Origin of the sequence: Tunturiibacter gelidiferens, assembly GCF_014201335.1 — a bacterium.
GTDB lineage: Bacteria > Acidobacteriota > Terriglobia > Terriglobales > Acidobacteriaceae > Edaphobacter > Edaphobacter lichenicola_E.
The window spans coordinates 1-13,962 of record NZ_JACHEB010000015.1 but is presented as its reverse complement, the minus strand read 5'-3'; the positions used below and the strand labels follow the sequence as shown (position 1 = coordinate 13,962).

Annotated in this window: 16 protein-coding genes and 1 pseudogene; 9 read left to right on the top strand and 8 right to left on the bottom strand. The window is 56.1% G+C overall.

Going from position 1 to position 13,962, the window contains the following annotated elements:
* Positions 1 to 274: 274 nt before the first annotated feature.
* Entirely contained in the window at positions 275 to 1,657 is a 1,383-nt protein-coding gene (locus tag HDF14_RS23805; protein ID WP_183981262.1) for a glucoamylase family protein, read from the bottom strand.
* 139 nt (positions 1,658 to 1,796) lie between these two features.
* On the opposite strand from HDF14_RS23805, the gene HDF14_RS23800 reads away from it, so the two are divergent.
* From HDF14_RS23800 to HDF14_RS23785, 4 genes are all read left to right on the top strand, one after another.
* Positions 1,797 to 2,810 carry a carboxypeptidase regulatory-like domain-containing protein gene (locus tag HDF14_RS23800; RefSeq protein ID WP_183981261.1) on the top strand — a complete coding sequence of 338 codons (1,014 nt, stop codon included), beginning with the start codon at positions 1,797 to 1,799 and terminating at the stop codon, positions 2,808 to 2,810.
* Positions 2,811 to 3,269: 459 nt separating this feature from the next.
* The gene (locus HDF14_RS23795; RefSeq protein WP_183981260.1) at positions 3,270 to 4,055 is read left to right on the top strand and encodes a succinate dehydrogenase; all 786 of its coding nucleotides are present in this window, start codon (positions 3,270 to 3,272) and stop codon (positions 4,053 to 4,055) included.
* On the top strand, positions 4,056 to 5,870 hold the full coding sequence (locus tag HDF14_RS23790; protein ID WP_183981259.1) for a fumarate reductase/succinate dehydrogenase flavoprotein subunit: 1,815 nt from the start codon (positions 4,056 to 4,058) through the stop codon (positions 5,868 to 5,870).
* A gap of 15 nt (positions 5,871 to 5,885) precedes the next feature.
* On the top strand, positions 5,886 to 6,623 hold the full coding sequence (locus tag HDF14_RS23785; RefSeq protein ID WP_183981258.1) for a succinate dehydrogenase/fumarate reductase iron-sulfur subunit: 738 nt from the start codon (positions 5,886 to 5,888) through the stop codon (positions 6,621 to 6,623).
* Positions 6,624 to 6,658: 35 nt separating this feature from the next.
* Here the strand turns inward: HDF14_RS23785 and HDF14_RS23780 are convergent, their stop codons facing one another.
* The 5 genes from HDF14_RS23780 to HDF14_RS23760 all read right to left on the bottom strand — a co-directional run bounded on the left by HDF14_RS23780 (position 6,659) and on the right by HDF14_RS23760 (position 8,748).
* Positions 6,659 to 7,174, bottom strand: a complete 516-nt coding sequence (locus tag HDF14_RS23780) for a hypothetical protein (protein ID WP_183981257.1) — start codon at positions 7,172 to 7,174, stop codon at positions 6,659 to 6,661.
* Between the two features lie 189 nt (positions 7,175 to 7,363).
* Complete coding sequence (locus HDF14_RS23775) at positions 7,364 to 7,525, bottom strand: hypothetical protein (protein ID WP_183981256.1); 162 nt, start codon at positions 7,523 to 7,525, stop codon at positions 7,364 to 7,366.
* Positions 7,526 to 7,564: 39 nt separating this feature from the next.
* Positions 7,565 to 7,816 carry a hypothetical protein gene (locus HDF14_RS23770; protein WP_183981255.1) on the bottom strand — a complete coding sequence of 84 codons (252 nt, stop codon included), beginning with the start codon at positions 7,814 to 7,816 and terminating at the stop codon, positions 7,565 to 7,567.
* A 45-nt stretch (positions 7,817 to 7,861) separates the two neighbouring features.
* A complete protein-coding gene (locus tag HDF14_RS23765; protein ID WP_183981254.1) occupies positions 7,862 to 8,128 on the bottom strand; it encodes a hypothetical protein in 267 nt (88 codons plus the stop codon).
* The gene (locus tag HDF14_RS23760; RefSeq protein ID WP_183981253.1) at positions 8,128 to 8,748 is read right to left on the bottom strand and encodes a winged helix-turn-helix domain-containing protein; all 621 of its coding nucleotides are present in this window, start codon (positions 8,746 to 8,748) and stop codon (positions 8,128 to 8,130) included. The genes HDF14_RS23765 and HDF14_RS23760 overlap by 1 nt, the downstream gene beginning before the upstream one ends.
* A 419-nt stretch (positions 8,749 to 9,167) precedes the next feature.
* On the opposite strand from HDF14_RS23760, the gene HDF14_RS23755 reads away from it, so the two are divergent.
* The 3 genes from HDF14_RS23755 (at position 9,168) to HDF14_RS26955 (ending at position 12,534) form a co-directional block, all read left to right on the top strand.
* On the top strand, positions 9,168 to 10,292 hold the full coding sequence (locus HDF14_RS23755) for an alpha/beta fold hydrolase (RefSeq protein ID WP_260698543.1): 1,125 nt from the start codon (positions 9,168 to 9,170) through the stop codon (positions 10,290 to 10,292).
* Between the two features lie 1,505 nt (positions 10,293 to 11,797).
* Positions 11,798 to 12,160 carry a Crp/Fnr family transcriptional regulator gene (locus HDF14_RS26960; RefSeq protein ID WP_260698542.1) on the top strand — a complete coding sequence of 121 codons (363 nt, stop codon included), beginning with the start codon at positions 11,798 to 11,800 and terminating at the stop codon, positions 12,158 to 12,160.
* Entirely contained in the window at positions 12,124 to 12,534 is a 411-nt protein-coding gene (locus HDF14_RS26955) for a Crp/Fnr family transcriptional regulator (protein WP_260698541.1), read from the top strand. The genes HDF14_RS26960 and HDF14_RS26955 overlap by 37 nt, the downstream gene beginning before the upstream one ends.
* A gap of 21 nt (positions 12,535 to 12,555) precedes the next feature.
* On the opposite strand, the gene HDF14_RS26190 is transcribed toward HDF14_RS26955, so the two are convergent.
* Complete coding sequence (locus tag HDF14_RS26190; protein ID WP_221304860.1) at positions 12,556 to 12,714, bottom strand: hypothetical protein; 159 nt, start codon at positions 12,712 to 12,714, stop codon at positions 12,556 to 12,558.
* 1 nt (position 12,715) lies between these two features.
* Positions 12,716 to 13,099, bottom strand: a complete 384-nt coding sequence (locus tag HDF14_RS23745) for an NADPH-dependent F420 reductase (RefSeq protein WP_221304859.1) — start codon at positions 13,097 to 13,099, stop codon at positions 12,716 to 12,718.
* Between the two features lie 195 nt (positions 13,100 to 13,294).
* Here HDF14_RS23745 and HDF14_RS27760 point away from each other — a divergent pair.
* Both HDF14_RS27760 and HDF14_RS23740 read left to right on the top strand, forming a co-directional pair.
* A pseudogene (locus HDF14_RS27760) lies at positions 13,295 to 13,399 on the top strand (TetR family transcriptional regulator); the annotation flags it as partial.
* On the top strand, positions 13,397 to 13,831 hold the full coding sequence (locus HDF14_RS23740) for a hypothetical protein (RefSeq protein WP_406707266.1): 435 nt from the start codon (positions 13,397 to 13,399) through the stop codon (positions 13,829 to 13,831). The pseudogene HDF14_RS27760 and the gene HDF14_RS23740, both read left to right, overlap by 3 nt.
* Positions 13,832 to 13,962 lie beyond the last annotated feature (131 nt).

The following is a 13,962-nucleotide window of genomic DNA, read 5'->3' as shown; positions in this document are numbered from 1 at the left end:
CGTCCTGATCGCTCCATCCCGCTCACCGTCCTACGACGAATCAAATCGGAGAACTAAAAATGACTGTGCCGATCAAAGTGCGATGGATATACATCGGCGATAGGTAACGGAAAACGCTCCTCTCGCCACTTTACTCCCGGTTGGTCGGCAGACAGGAAGTTATCCAAGCGCCAACCTCTACATGCCGGATTGCCGTCACTCGGGAGTGACCGTAACTTCCTACGACGTATCGAACTAATTCTGACCGGGAAATGTTCATGTGAACGTAATCCATTTAGGCGGGGTTATAGCTTTTGAAGCCTGCATTGGTCATTCCGCGTTGCGCCTCGGGGTTCTTCATGAATGTCTCCCAGACGAAGGCGGATCGCGCGTTTTCAGCCATGAGCATGGTAATGCCAGTGTCGATTCCGACGATGTCGGTGTCATACCATTTCTTCAATGGATTGAAGGCATCCACGAAGCCGTAGCGGCTCCAGGCCTGAGGGTAATGGGTTCTGATGTTTTTGAGGACACGGATGGTGGCCTCGGGCAGAAATGGAAGCGAGCCTCCGGGGGCCGCGGGAACTACGGTTCCATCGATTGGACCCATGGCCGGTGGGCCGCCCCAGATTACGTAGCCTTTGTCGGAGTCGGAGGCGGTGATGCCCCAGAGGTCGTCGCTGTAGTCGGGAAAGCTTTTGCCCAATTCGATGCAGAAGCGCCGGTGAACTTCGGTGGCGGTGGTCGAGTTCTGAAAATAATCCGCGTACTTGTCGCGCTTGTGCCGAAAGTCGAACCAAGCCTGGGAGTACTGGTGCACGAAGAGCGGGGCGAAGGAGCCGATGTAGCGCAGGCCGCCATATTCGAAGGTGGTTCGTTTCCAAGCCAACCACGCCTCGGGCCGCAATGGGTGAGAGGAAGAACCCATTCCTAGCAGATAGATCATCATCAATTCGCTGTAGTAGTCCCACTTGTACGGCAGGAAGCCCATCTCAGGTGTCCAGCCCATGGAGAGCAGGGTGGTGTCTTCTGAGAGCCAGGTCCAGTCCACCCGGTCGAAGATTGCCTCTGCCAGTTCGATCATGTCGCGATCCTGAAAGTGCTCGCGGCAGGTGAGGATGCCGCAGAGCAATAATGCCGTGTCGACAGAAGAGACTTCGGAGTCCCAGATTCTTTCGCCGGTATTGATGTTGGCGAAGTGATAGAAGAATCCGCGGTGCGTCGGCAGCTTCCTCCAAAGAAATACGAGTGTCGCGATGATGCGAAGGCGCGCGTCCTGGTGAGAGATGTAGCCGCGTTTTTCTGCGATGCAGATTGCGGTCAGTCCGAAGCCGGTGGACGCGACGCTTGCGACGACACCGGTGTCGTTTATGTGGACGTTGCAGCGATCTTTGATTAATCCGGTCTGCGGATTGGCTTGCTCCCAGAAGAAGAGGAAGCTGCTGCGTTCAAGGTCGTCCAGAAACTTATCATCCTCAGGCGAAAGGGCGGTTGGAGGAGGGAGACGTGCTGGTTCCTTACCCCGTCTGTCAGTTCGTTGCACGGACGCCTGCGCCCAAACAGGAAGCGGTTTCCATTGAGCGAATGGCAGAGCCAATGAGACACCAGCCATCTGGCGCAGCAGCCGGCGCCGGGAAGTTAGATTCTCGATGTCATCTGCACTTTTATCTGCGCTCATTCAAGCCATCCGCATTCGTCCGGGAAACCAATTCTGGCGACACATGTATTGAATAATAGATGCACAAATGCGCCTGTAAGTGCAGCCCCCCGGGCAGCACGTTCTCCAGGTTGTGCGTCCAAGTATTTATCGGTGCTGAATGACGGCAAAGAAAGTTGTCTGGACGATCATCGCAGTGGCGGCAGCCGTGGTGCTTGGGTTGTTCCTGCGCACGAACCGGTTGAGATCGATCAACGTGCGGCAATCAATGCCGATTGAAGGAGCAGTGATCCAGCACGATGCCGACACGAAGAAGCAGGTGCCAATAGCAAATGTTGTGATCACAGCATCGGATAGCGTGGCGAGCGCCACGACCCGATCTGAAGCCTCGGGCTATTTCAACCTGGTCCTGCAAAAAGGAGTGTTGTCCGGGAAGCCGATTATGGTCAGCTTCCGGCATCCGTCCTACGAACCACTTGATATGACTGTGCAGACAGGAAGGTTGGAGATTAAGAATGCGCTTTATGTCGCGGCAATGATTCCGATCCCTCCTAAGACCATGGCTGGACCCAGCCATCCGGAGGCGGTGGTGACCAATATCCGGGTGAGATATACGCTCAATTCCCGGACCGAAACAAATGTGGGCAGCGCAGTCAAGACCTTTCAGGTTTTGAATACGGGAAACGTGCCCTGCAATCATCAGGCTCCGTGTTCACCGGATGGGAAATGGAAGGCCGCTTCTGCTTCGGAATCGCTGGATGCGGGAGCGGACAGTACGTTCAGCAATGTAAGAGCCTCCTGCATCGCGGGGCCGTGTCCGTTTACGCGGATCGATTCAAGCGGTTTTATTCATGGCGGACGCAACATCACTGTTTCGGCCCTGGACTGGTCGCACACGGCGACCTTCCTGATGGAGGCTGAGGTCTATCACTCGGCAATCGACTCCAATGTCCGGCAGTTGTACCCGGTGATCTTTGGCCGAACTCTGAACTTTACGCTGCCCCCCACTCAGGAGGGCGTGAGCCTTGAGGCTGAGATCGACGGCTCTCCGATGGTATTCCCGCTGGGGCCGGCGCTCAATTTGAGCTGGGCCACATGCACTGTCCGAACTGATACGGCAAAAGAGAAGACCACAGTGTATGGTTGTGAACTTAAGCCGGGGTATCGGTTCTGATTCGCGACAGGCGTGAGTGCCACTTGAGATAGTGGATCTGCGAGCTGGATTTTTGAGGGAGCATCGTTGCCATACGCAGGCGACGGTGACCTAGTATGAACAAGGTCAGCGTGCATCGATCCACCTGAAGAGTAGATTCCATTCTGATCAGCAATTCACCCGATGGGCGGTGAGTTACGGGCGCCCAGTATGGTGGAGCGACTTCCGCTAAATGCGCATGTGTTGACTGAATTGAACCTGCGCCCGAACGGTCAACGGGTAAGGTGCGGTTTGCCCGTCGACCGGGAGGAATTAGGTAGCTGGAGGGCTGAACCGGGATGACTTCCGCATGACTGGTCGGTCCGGATTCCGCCTGACTCACATGGCAGGTAGCTGACGATCGAGTTCTTGCTATACAATCCGATGCCATTGGACGGGAAGGGCGCAGTCTGCGAATGCCCCTCCGCCGTGGAGGGACTTGTGCCAACTCCCGACATAGTCTGGAAAGACGGCAAGTTCGGCCAAACATCGCGGCGCGACGCCTGGTGGCTTTCTCCGACGGCAGTCCTCTTGGGTTTCGGCGCGTTTCTCGTCTATGCCAACTGGGCGGCGTTCCAGAACAGTCATTACACCTACGGTCCGTATATCTCACCGTTTTACTCACCCGAGCTTTTCGGCAGCTCGCCACACGCCTTGTTTGGCCCGAAACCGGGATGGTATCCGAACTTTCTGCCCTTTTCTCCGGCGCTGTTCATTCTCTGGATTCCAGGCTTGTTCCGTGTGACTTGCTACTACTACCGCGGCGCGTATTACAAATCGTTCTGGGCCGATCCTCCGGCATGTGCGGTGAGTGAGCCCAGGAAGAGTTATTTGGGGGAAAGAACCTTTCCGCTCATTATGCAGAATTTTCATCGCTACTTTCTGAGGCTCTCGTACATTGTCTGGGGCTTTCTGGTCTACGACGCGCTGAGGTCTTTCTTTTTTCCTGAGGGATTTGGGATCGGGGTTGGGAGCCTCGTTTTGGTCGTGAATGTCGTGCTCCTGGCCGGATACGTATTCGGGTGTCATGCATTCCGACACCTGATCGGCGGAACATTTGACCAGATCTCGGATCACCCCGTTCGGCACAAGATCTACAACTTCGGGAGTCGATTGAACTCGGGGCATAAGAAGTGGGCATGGGCGAGCCTTCTTTGGGTTGCTTTTTCCGATATTTACGTCCGTCTCTGTTCGATGGGCATCTGGCATGACTGGAGAATTCTCTAGATGCCGGAATTCCAGCGGTGCTCCTACGACGTACTCGTGATTGGAGCTGGCGGAGCAGGCCTGCGCGCCGCCATCGAAGCTGGAGCCGCGGGTGCGAAGGTGGGCGTGGTCTGCAAATCGCTACTCGGCAAAGCGCATACCGTAATGGCCGAAGGAGGCATCGCGGCAGCGCTGGCCAATGTCGACGATCGCGATAACTGGCGGGTTCATTTCGCCGATACGATGCGTGGCGGTCAGTACCTGAACAACTGGCGTATGGCCGAGCTCCACGCTAAAGAAGCTCCGGAATGCGTCCGCGAACTCGAAGCATGGGGCGCGCTTTTCGATCGCACAACGGACGGCAAGATTCTTCAACGAAACTTCGGCGGACACCGATACCCCAGGCTGGCCCACGTCGGCGACCGCACCGGGTTGGAGATGATACGCACACTCCAGGACCACGGCATCCATGCTGGGATGGAAGTCCACATGGAGTGCACGGTACTCAGCCTGCTGCTCGACGGAAATCGCATTGCAGGAGCTTGCGGATACGACCGCGAGAGGGGCCGCTTCCAGTTGTGGGAGGCGAAGGCAGTGGTACTGGCCACCGGCGGAATCGGGCGTGCCTTCAAGGTGACCAGCAACAGTTGGGAGTATACAGGCGACGGCCTTGCGTTGGCGTATCGCGCCGGCGCCGAACTCCAGGACATGGAATTCGTTCAGTTTCACCCCACCGGCATGGTCTGGCCGATCAGCGTGAGCGGCATTCTCGTAACCGAAGGTGTCCGCGGCGAAGGCGGCATCTTGCGCAACAGCGAAGGCCGCCGATTCATGTTCGACGACATCCCTGACCTCTATAAGGAGCAGACTGCGCACTCTGAAGAAGAAGGCTGGCGGTATACGCAAGGCGATAAGAATGCGCGCCGTCCGCCTGAGCTGCTCACCAGGGATCATGTTGCGCGGTGCATCAATCGCGAAGTCAAGGCAGGTCGAGGTTCGCCGCACGGCGGTGTCTTCCTCGATATTTCCTGGATCAAGGAGCGCATGCCGAAATCGGAGGAGCATATCAAACGCAAGCTCCCCAGCATGTATCACCAATTCAAGCAGCTTGCCGATCTTGACATCACGAAGGAGCCGATGGAAGTCGGTCCAACGACTCACTACATGATGGGCGGAATTCGCGTCGATGGCGATTCGCAGATGTCCAATGTGCCAGGACTTTTCGCCGCGGGGGAGGCGGCAGCAGGATTGCATGGCGCGAATCGGCTGGGCGGGAATTCCCTGTCTGATCTCGTTGTATTCGGAAGGCGTGCGGGGCGCTTTGCCGCAGAATTCGCCAATGCCAACGGCCCAGTAACGATCGACGAGGAGGAGATTCAGACCACCGCAACGGCGGCCCTCGCTCCCTTTGACCGTGGCCCTGCCGGCGAGAACCCATACCAGATTCAATACGATCTGCAGGAAACCATGCAGGACCTAGTCGGGATCGTGCGAGTCGAGAATGAAATGCAACAGGCGCTCGACGCGATCGGGCAATTACGCGCGCGAGCAGAGCGAACAGGCATAGCAGGCAATCGGGAGTACAACAACGGCTGGCACACGGCGATCGATATCGGAAACATGATGATCGTGTCCGAAGCCATTACCCGTGCCGCGCTGCTGCGAAAAGAAAGTCGCGGCGCGCAGTTCCGCGAAGACTTCCCCAACAAGGACTCGGAGTGGGGAAAGTACAACATCGTCATCAGTCGAAGCGCAGACGGTGAGATGCAAGTCGAGAAGCGCGTACTTACGCCGATACCGAATGAGTTAAAGAAGGTGATTGAAGAGATGAAGTAGCAGGAGACGAAATAGATGGCCACACCAGCGACATTTCGCATCTGGCGCGGAAACTCCACAGGCGGCGCATTCCAGGATTACACAACATCCGTGGAGGAGGGCATGGTTGTTCTGGACGCAGTGCACCGCATCCAGGCGCAGCAAGCACCCGACTTGGCGGTGAGATGGAACTGCAAAGCCGGCAAGTGTGGATCGTGCTCCGCCGAAATCAACGGCATGCCCAGCCTCATGTGCATGACCCGGCTAAGTGCCATCGACTTGAGTATTCCGGTCATCGTGGAGCCAATGCACGCGTTTCCGGTCATACGCGATCTGGTCACGGATGTTTCGTGGAATTTCCAGGCCAAGAAGACGATCAAGCAATTCAAGCCCCGGCCACCCGACGCAGCCGATGGAACATGGCGCATTCAGCAGGCCGACGTCGAGCGAGTGCAGGAGTTTCGCAAGTGCATCGAGTGTTTTCTCTGCCAGGACGTATGCCACGTTCTCCGGGAACACAACAAGCACGACGAATTTATCGGTCCGCGTCTGCTCGTCTATGCTGCGGCACTCGAAATGCATCCGCTTGACACAGAAGACCGGGTCAGCGATTTGAGGCACAAGCACAACATCGGTTACTGCAACATCACGACGTGTTGCCGGCAGGTCTGCCCCGAGTCGATCACGATTACAGAGAACGCGATTATCCCGCTCAAAGAGCGCGTGGTGGACCGTTACTTCGATCCCCTGAAGCGGTTGTTCCGCATCCTCTAACTAAAACTTGTTTCTTTCACTACCGGAGAGATTTGCTATCTCGGACGGGCGTCCTGGACATCAAAGGGAACCAATTCCTGTTCCAATTCTCCCCATTCATAGGCTGGATTTTGAAGCAGCCGCACGCAACGATTCCAGCGAAGGATCGCATCGTCGTTCCCTGCCGGGCGGATTTTCTCAGCTTCTGTAAAATGGTGCAGAGCATGGTCGAAGAGCGCCACCAATGAGCGAGGTAGTTGTCCAGCGTTGAGCTGGGCTTTTGCGCGCCGCTCGTGCAGAATCCCAGTGTAGTAGAGGCGCTCGTACGGATCCTTGAGTTGCCGGAAGATCTCTTCGGTTTCCCGGTAACGATCAGACCCACGACCGGTGAACTGATCTGTAAGGGCGAGACCAAGTAAACGCAATGCAGGCTGATGCTGCGGTTCGATGGTCAAGATATCGCGACAGATCGACTCTGCCTCTTCCGGTTCGTTGAGCGAGCGATAGAGTTCAGCCTTCGAGACGGCCTCAGCAATCCCACCTGTCGAAATGCGCTTAACCATATATTCCATGGCACTTTCCCTCCATGTTCAATTTTCTCTGGCGCCGTGAATGTTGCGAACCGAGCCCTATGTTCCCGTCCGGCAATTCCACCAACGGCCAGATTGGAAGTCAGCTGCGCCTGGATCCAACACCCGCGTCAAACGAAACCACGCTGGGCATCAGCAGTACACGATAGTCGGCTGTCGCCCCGTTTTTGCCTATCGTCCTGAAAACCTCAAGGTCGCGCCTGCGAATGAGCCTTTGGCAGCGATCAGCATCCCTAATTGTTCAATATCCTCTGCGAAGAATTGATTCAGATCGTCCACCACCTCAAGGACACGGATTTTGAACGGGGTCATCGCGCCTGCCTTTTTGACCACGACATTATGCCCCTTTCTCTAAGCGTAGTCCAGACTTGATTAGAGCCTCGCCGAGAAGGGCAACGCATAACTGTGGTCTGTTGCAATGGCTTGGTTGAATTCAGAGATGGCATCCACCATGGAACTGCCGTTGCGCAGATTCCAGTCTTCCAGACCACGGAGACAGGCGGCTTGAGCCTCGGGCTTGACCAAATGGGTGTACCTTGTTCGCTCTTTGGCCATTACTTTTACCTGGACCTGGCTGGCAACGGCTGCGGCAATATCACTTTCCAGCTGAAGCAGGTTGCTCAAGTCGCTGTCGTAGTCGGACGCCCAGAGGTGGGTCTGGTCGCTGGCCTAAATCAACTGCGCCGTGATTCGCATTCGATCTCCGACGTGGCGAACACTGCCCTCCAATAGATAACCCACGCCTAGTTCGCGGGCGATCTCCGCGGCGCTCTTCTGCGTTCTTTTAAATCTCATGGTTGAGGTGCGGGCGATTACGCCGAGGTGCTCAGGGTCGAGTCCGCCCAGCTGTGTAATCATCTCTTCGGTCATGCCATCGGCAATGTACTCCTGGTTCGGATCGCCCGTGAGGTTCTCAAAGGGAAGAACAACGAACATCACTTTATTGGCCTTACTGTGACTTCTAGTCCGCAAAACAGCCACCAGCGCGCAAGGCCGACGATTCCCAAAACGAAGATCCAAATTAGCCACCGCCCGCTGAGGTGTAAACTTCGAATGACGTCGGGCATCTGTTCGGAGCGGGCTTTCGCTGGTTGAGTCGCAGTGGCTACGAGCTGATCCGAAGCTTTGATTGAGATCGGAGCCGGCCCAATGCCGTCAGCGGATACTTCAAGAGAACTTTGGCTGGTGGGAGTTACGTCCGGCGACTGTGGCAAGCTGCTAGAGATTGAACCTATAAAACGATACCCCTTGGCCGGAATCGTCAAGATATAGCCAGGGCTCTCAACGGTATCATCCAGCGCCTGCCGAACTTTACGCACGGCGACGTTGATCGCCGTATTGGTGTCAATGAAGATCTCGCTTTCCCACAACTTTTCGGCTATCTCCTCTCGGGTAACAAGTTCCCTTTTCCGACCAACTAGCAGAATCAGCAACTCCATCGGAATCCGTTCCAGCGGCACTCGCTCGCCAGAGCGCTGAAGCTCAAAGGCCCCCACATCTAACTGGAATTCACCAAAGTTGTAACGTGCGCTGTCCATAATTTGCGGGTGACTCAACCTGGAGCCGGAAGCATAAGACGAGAAGATCTGTCACATGACGATCGAAAGGAATTCTGAAGGAGATCTGAAGGAATTCTCCATTGCCGTAGTACGGGCCGCCGAGCTTAAATTCTTCCACCGCGCCGCAAAGGCCGCGGCAATTGGGAGGATTGTATGACGAAAATCACAAGACGGCATCCAGGAAGCGGTGAATCGCTACCGAATAACGGCGATCCCGACGTCATCCTGTAGGGCCTGAAAAGTCGGGTTATCGGAAAGTTCAATATCGTAGTTTCCGAAAGCCCCGCTTTCCATTCATTTGAATGTTGCGGCGAGTCGAGCTCGATAGCGCGGAATGAGCCTGTCGTTTTGCTCCACCAAAACCGCCGGAAGGTATATTTTGAGATATCACATATATCACCTTTCGGGAGCCGCCCTTGACGCCGATCTCATTAGCCCGCCTGACCCGCAACGTTATCTGTCCTATTCTTCTCGTCGCGCTCTCGACCATCGCCGCCCACTCTCAACCCACTCCCACCAAGTGGCCCAGTCAGGACGGCACTTACGTCATTAAGAACTTCCGCTTCGGCACCGGCGAAACCCTCCCCGAGTTGAAGCTTCACTACCTCACCCTAGGCCAGCCGCACCGCGACGCCGCCGGGCATACCGATAATGGCATCCTTCTCCTCCACGGCACCGGCGGCGACGCCCACTCACTCCTCAACCCAGTCTTCTCCGACGTCCTCTTCGGTCCCGGCCAGCCCTTCGATATCACAAAATTCTTCATCATCCTCCCCGACGACATCGGCCACGGCGAATCCTCCAAGCCATCCGACGGCCTCCACATGCACTTCCCCCAGTACGACTACGACGACATGGTCGCCTCCCAGCACACCATGCTCACCGACGGCCTCCACGTCGACCACCTCCGCCTCATCCTCGGCACCTCTATGGGCTGCATGCAGTCCTTTGTCTGGGGCGAAACCTTCCCCCAGTTCTCCGACGCTCTCGCACCCTTCGCATGCCTCCCCGTCGAACTCGCCGGCCGCAACCGCATGTGGCGTTACATGGCCATGGAGTCGATCAAACACGATCCAGCATGGAACAACGGAGAATACACCACCGAGCCCGCCGAAGGCCTTCGCGGCGCCAACGACCTCATCATCATCGCGGGCGGCGCTCCCCTACAACTCCAGAAAAACTTCCCCACCCGCGTCCAGGCCGAGGCCTTCATCGACCGCGCCATCGCCGCCGACATCGCCCGCACCGACGCTAACAACTTCCTCTACTACGTCAACGCCTCGCGCAACTACAACCCCGCGCCAAAGCTAGCGACTATCACCGCGCCCGTCCTCTGGATTAACTCCGCCGACGACTTCATCAACCCACCTGAACTCGGCATCGCCGAAAAGATGGTCACCAGGATGCCGAGCGCAAAGTTCATCCTCATCCCTATCTCCGACGCCACCCGCGGTCACGGAACCCACACCCAGGCCATCGTATGGAAGCAATACCTCATCGACTTCCTGGCCCAGACAGAAAAGACGGCCGAGAAGAAATAACACCTGCGAAGCGAACCCGATCGCCGAAACGGCTTGCTTGGCCCCGCAGCCAGCCGTTCCTGAACACTCAATAAACCGCAATGATCAACCAACTGTAAAGTTGAATGCCCCAGAAGCTGTAACTTCATCATCAGCGGTGGAGCCTCCCAAATGAACTCATGCGGTTATGCCTAGGCCTAAGCTGAACACCTAGCAGCCCGTCAGGTTCCTTGAACTAGGCACTTCGGCAAGTTCGTCACGAAGTTGCCTATAACCGCGTTTTTCATGAATAGGGGAATGAGGGCATCCGCTAACATCATATGAGTGCCCATCGAGCGAATCCAAATCGTATTGTTACCTGGAATGGACGGCACGGGCGATCTCTTCAAGCAAGGATGTAGTCTTCTGTAATCGGAGGAGGATGCCATGCACCTGGTCTGTCGTCAGTGCTCCACGCGATTCACGACAGAACTGCAATTGATTCCGTTCGATACGCGGAACGAGATCGTAGAAGAGGCCCAAAACGAAGGATAAGTTTCTTTACCAAGGCCGAATCTGGGTGGATGCAGGAGACTTTGCGGTAGCCCGGGTGGAAACAGAGCCCGCAAAGAACCCTCCTTCTGGACGAAGGATAGCGAAATTGAACAGGTGTACATGAAAGTCGACGGGTTCTGGCTTCCTGAACGCAACCACAGCATCACCGAGATCCGGCTTGGAACCGCCGAATTGACGATTCACTACAGCAATTACCGAATCATGAGTAAAGAGCAGGTCAGCAACTTGTCAACTCCGGAATCGGCTCGGACGGCAGATACGATCCACGCGCAACGCTGATGATCATTGATAACCTCATTCGACTGTTGTGTATTAGTTGGCAATCGCGACAGCACTCATCTTCTTTACTTTCGCGAAAATATAAGTCCCATTCATGGGGAAGAGGTAGTGGGTCATCGTTGAAGCGAGCGCTGCAGATGAACAGATCATAGGGGCAGGTCCGCCCCCCCACAGCTCAGCCGCGCATTCGAAGTGCGTACGTACTAGGGTCTGTGCCGAGTGTGGACGCTAATGTACGTATTCCTATGTCTTTGGCGATCTACGCCGTGAATCACGGGCAAACCGCACCTTACTCCCTTCAGGGTGGGCTGCTGCAGCCGTGACCGCGTCTGTATTGACCGCCGCTCGGAACTCAAATATTCATGGATCCTAGAGCATTATCAGGACCCATCTCCGTTCCCACGGCTCGATGAGCGCATTGCCCTGTTCTCGCCAACTTAGATTCTTTACGAGCGCTCGAAGCGAATTAGAGACATGAAGCGTGAGCAGAACAGCACAGATCTTTGCTTCCTGTTGGTGCGACGCTTTGGAACGCGAATATGGGTTCCTGAAACGGAATACGCTTGACAGTATCGAAATCGGCCTATATTCCACCTGAGCTTATAATTCCTTTGGAGGGGTTCCTTTTCTTCTTCAAATCGGATGTGTGTACTGGATTTCCAGAAACACCCTTCTGGGGCGGGACCATCCAAATGGTTGATCTGAAGAGCACCGCCTCTGACGCCGTCGATTTTCTGGAGAAAGCCGGATTGGGGCGAAGAATCGTTCAATTTAGGCCCAAGCAGGACTTCTTTTCACAGGGTACTCCTGCCGACTCCATTTTCTATCTTCAGAAAGGTCGCGCCAAACTTACTGTTGTTTCAAAGAGCGGTAAAGAGGCCACCATCGCGCTTCTCTCTGTCGGCGATTTCGTTGGAGAGGAATCGCTCGCGAGCGTAGGTGGAGTGCGTATGGCCACTGCCACCGCCATTACCCCATGCATGGCGCTGAAGATTGAGTGGGGGAGATGGTCCGTGTCATGCACAAGGAACATGCATTCTCTGACCTATTCCTGAAGTTTCTGCTCGCCCGCAGTATGAGGACCCAGGCCGATCTTATCGATCAGCTTTTCAACTCGAGTGAAAAGCGTCTAGCGAGAATTCTCCTGTTAATGGCAGAGCTTGGCATGCTAGGCGAGCCGGAACCGCTGATTCCGCCGATCACCCAGGAAACGTTGGCGGAGATGATCGGTACTACCCGGTCGCGTGTCAGCTTCTTCATGAATCGCTTTCGCAAGCTCGGCCTGATTGAATACAACGGGCGCATCCGCCTGCACAAGACACTGCTGAATGTGGTTTTACATGATGAACTACCCGAACAGGATAACGCGGAGAAGCCCCGTATCGGGGACACCCCACGGACTCAAGGCCGAGCAGGCGCTCTCAAATGAGAGCAACACGCGGGAGGCCAATCACGCATTTGCTGGACCCGGTTCGGAGAGCGGCCCCATTTTTGTCATAACCAATACCTGCAGCAACGTGGCGGTGTGACGAACGTTTCCCGAAATAGTCATGAGGGCTTCTGAGACGGTTGGATGTTCGTCCGCCAGCGTGTCGAGACGCTCACTCACGTTATGGGCCTTGACAACATCCGCATCGGCAGGTGCGGCCTTGGCGATCTCCTCTGCGCGCCGGAACTGTCGCCAGGGTAACGAAGCTCATGTAGTCGGGGGCGACGGGGTTGGTGATGTCGACAAGGATCTTGCCTGCCAACTCTTCGCCGTATTGCTTCACCACGTCGAGAACGGCGGAGTAAGGAACCGCCAGGATGACAATGTCCCCGGCCGGGGCGGCGCCGAACGTTCCTGTCGTCGCGCCAGCTCCGACCTGCTCGGCCGGCGCCCGCGCCTTTGCGGCGTCGCGTCTCATGACCTCGACGGTGTGTCCGGCCCTGGCGGCAAGACCGCCGATCGCCGCGGTCATGCTTCCTGTGACGATGATGCTGATAATGCTCATGTGCAGTCTCCTTGTGACGTGGGTGGTGCTTCCGCTCTGAATGGGTCCAGTGCGCTGTATCATTCAGATATGATCTGGATCACCGGCCCAAATCGATATTTCATGATGTGGATCACTGATCCATTTGTCAAGGGAGCCCATGCGAGCTGATGCTAGAAAGAATTACAGCCACTTACTTGCAGTGGCGCGCGCGACGTCGTCACCGAGAACGGTGTCGATGCGTCTATGCGCGATATCGCCCGCCGGGCTGGGTTCGGGTTAGCCACGCTGCTTCGTCACTTCCCGACGCGGGAAGCCTTGTTCGAAGCGTTGCTTTGTACGAATCTGGACGCACTGACGCAGAAGGCAGACGAACTCGAAACGGCGAATTCACCTGACGAAGCACTCGTGTCCTGGTTTCGCGAATGGGTGGGTTTCGCCCAGAGCTACAGGGGAGTTGTCGTCCTGATAGCGGCTGCCCACACGAACCCCGACTCCGCTCTTTATGCTTCATGCGCAGCGATCCACTCAGCGAGCGCGCGATTACTGCTCCGTGCTCAGGCTAAGGGAACGGCGCGCGCCGATATTAATGGGGACGATCTGTTCGCCCTGATGGCGGCTCTCGGCTGGGCAGTCGACCAACCCTCGTTCGCGCCGCTGGCCGATCATCTCTTTCACATTATCGCGAGCGCCATCCTGACTAGCGGATCGCTCGAGATCACCTCGGTGACGGACTCCGGATTAATCCCGTGAAGTCGGCTTATATCTACAATGGTCAGCTGGCGACGATAACAGATGGGATGAGAAGGCCGGTCTCCAGCGGGATGCGTTAAGCTCCCAGTTATCGACGCGCTGGAAGCGCGGGAGACAAGGAGACCGGCGAT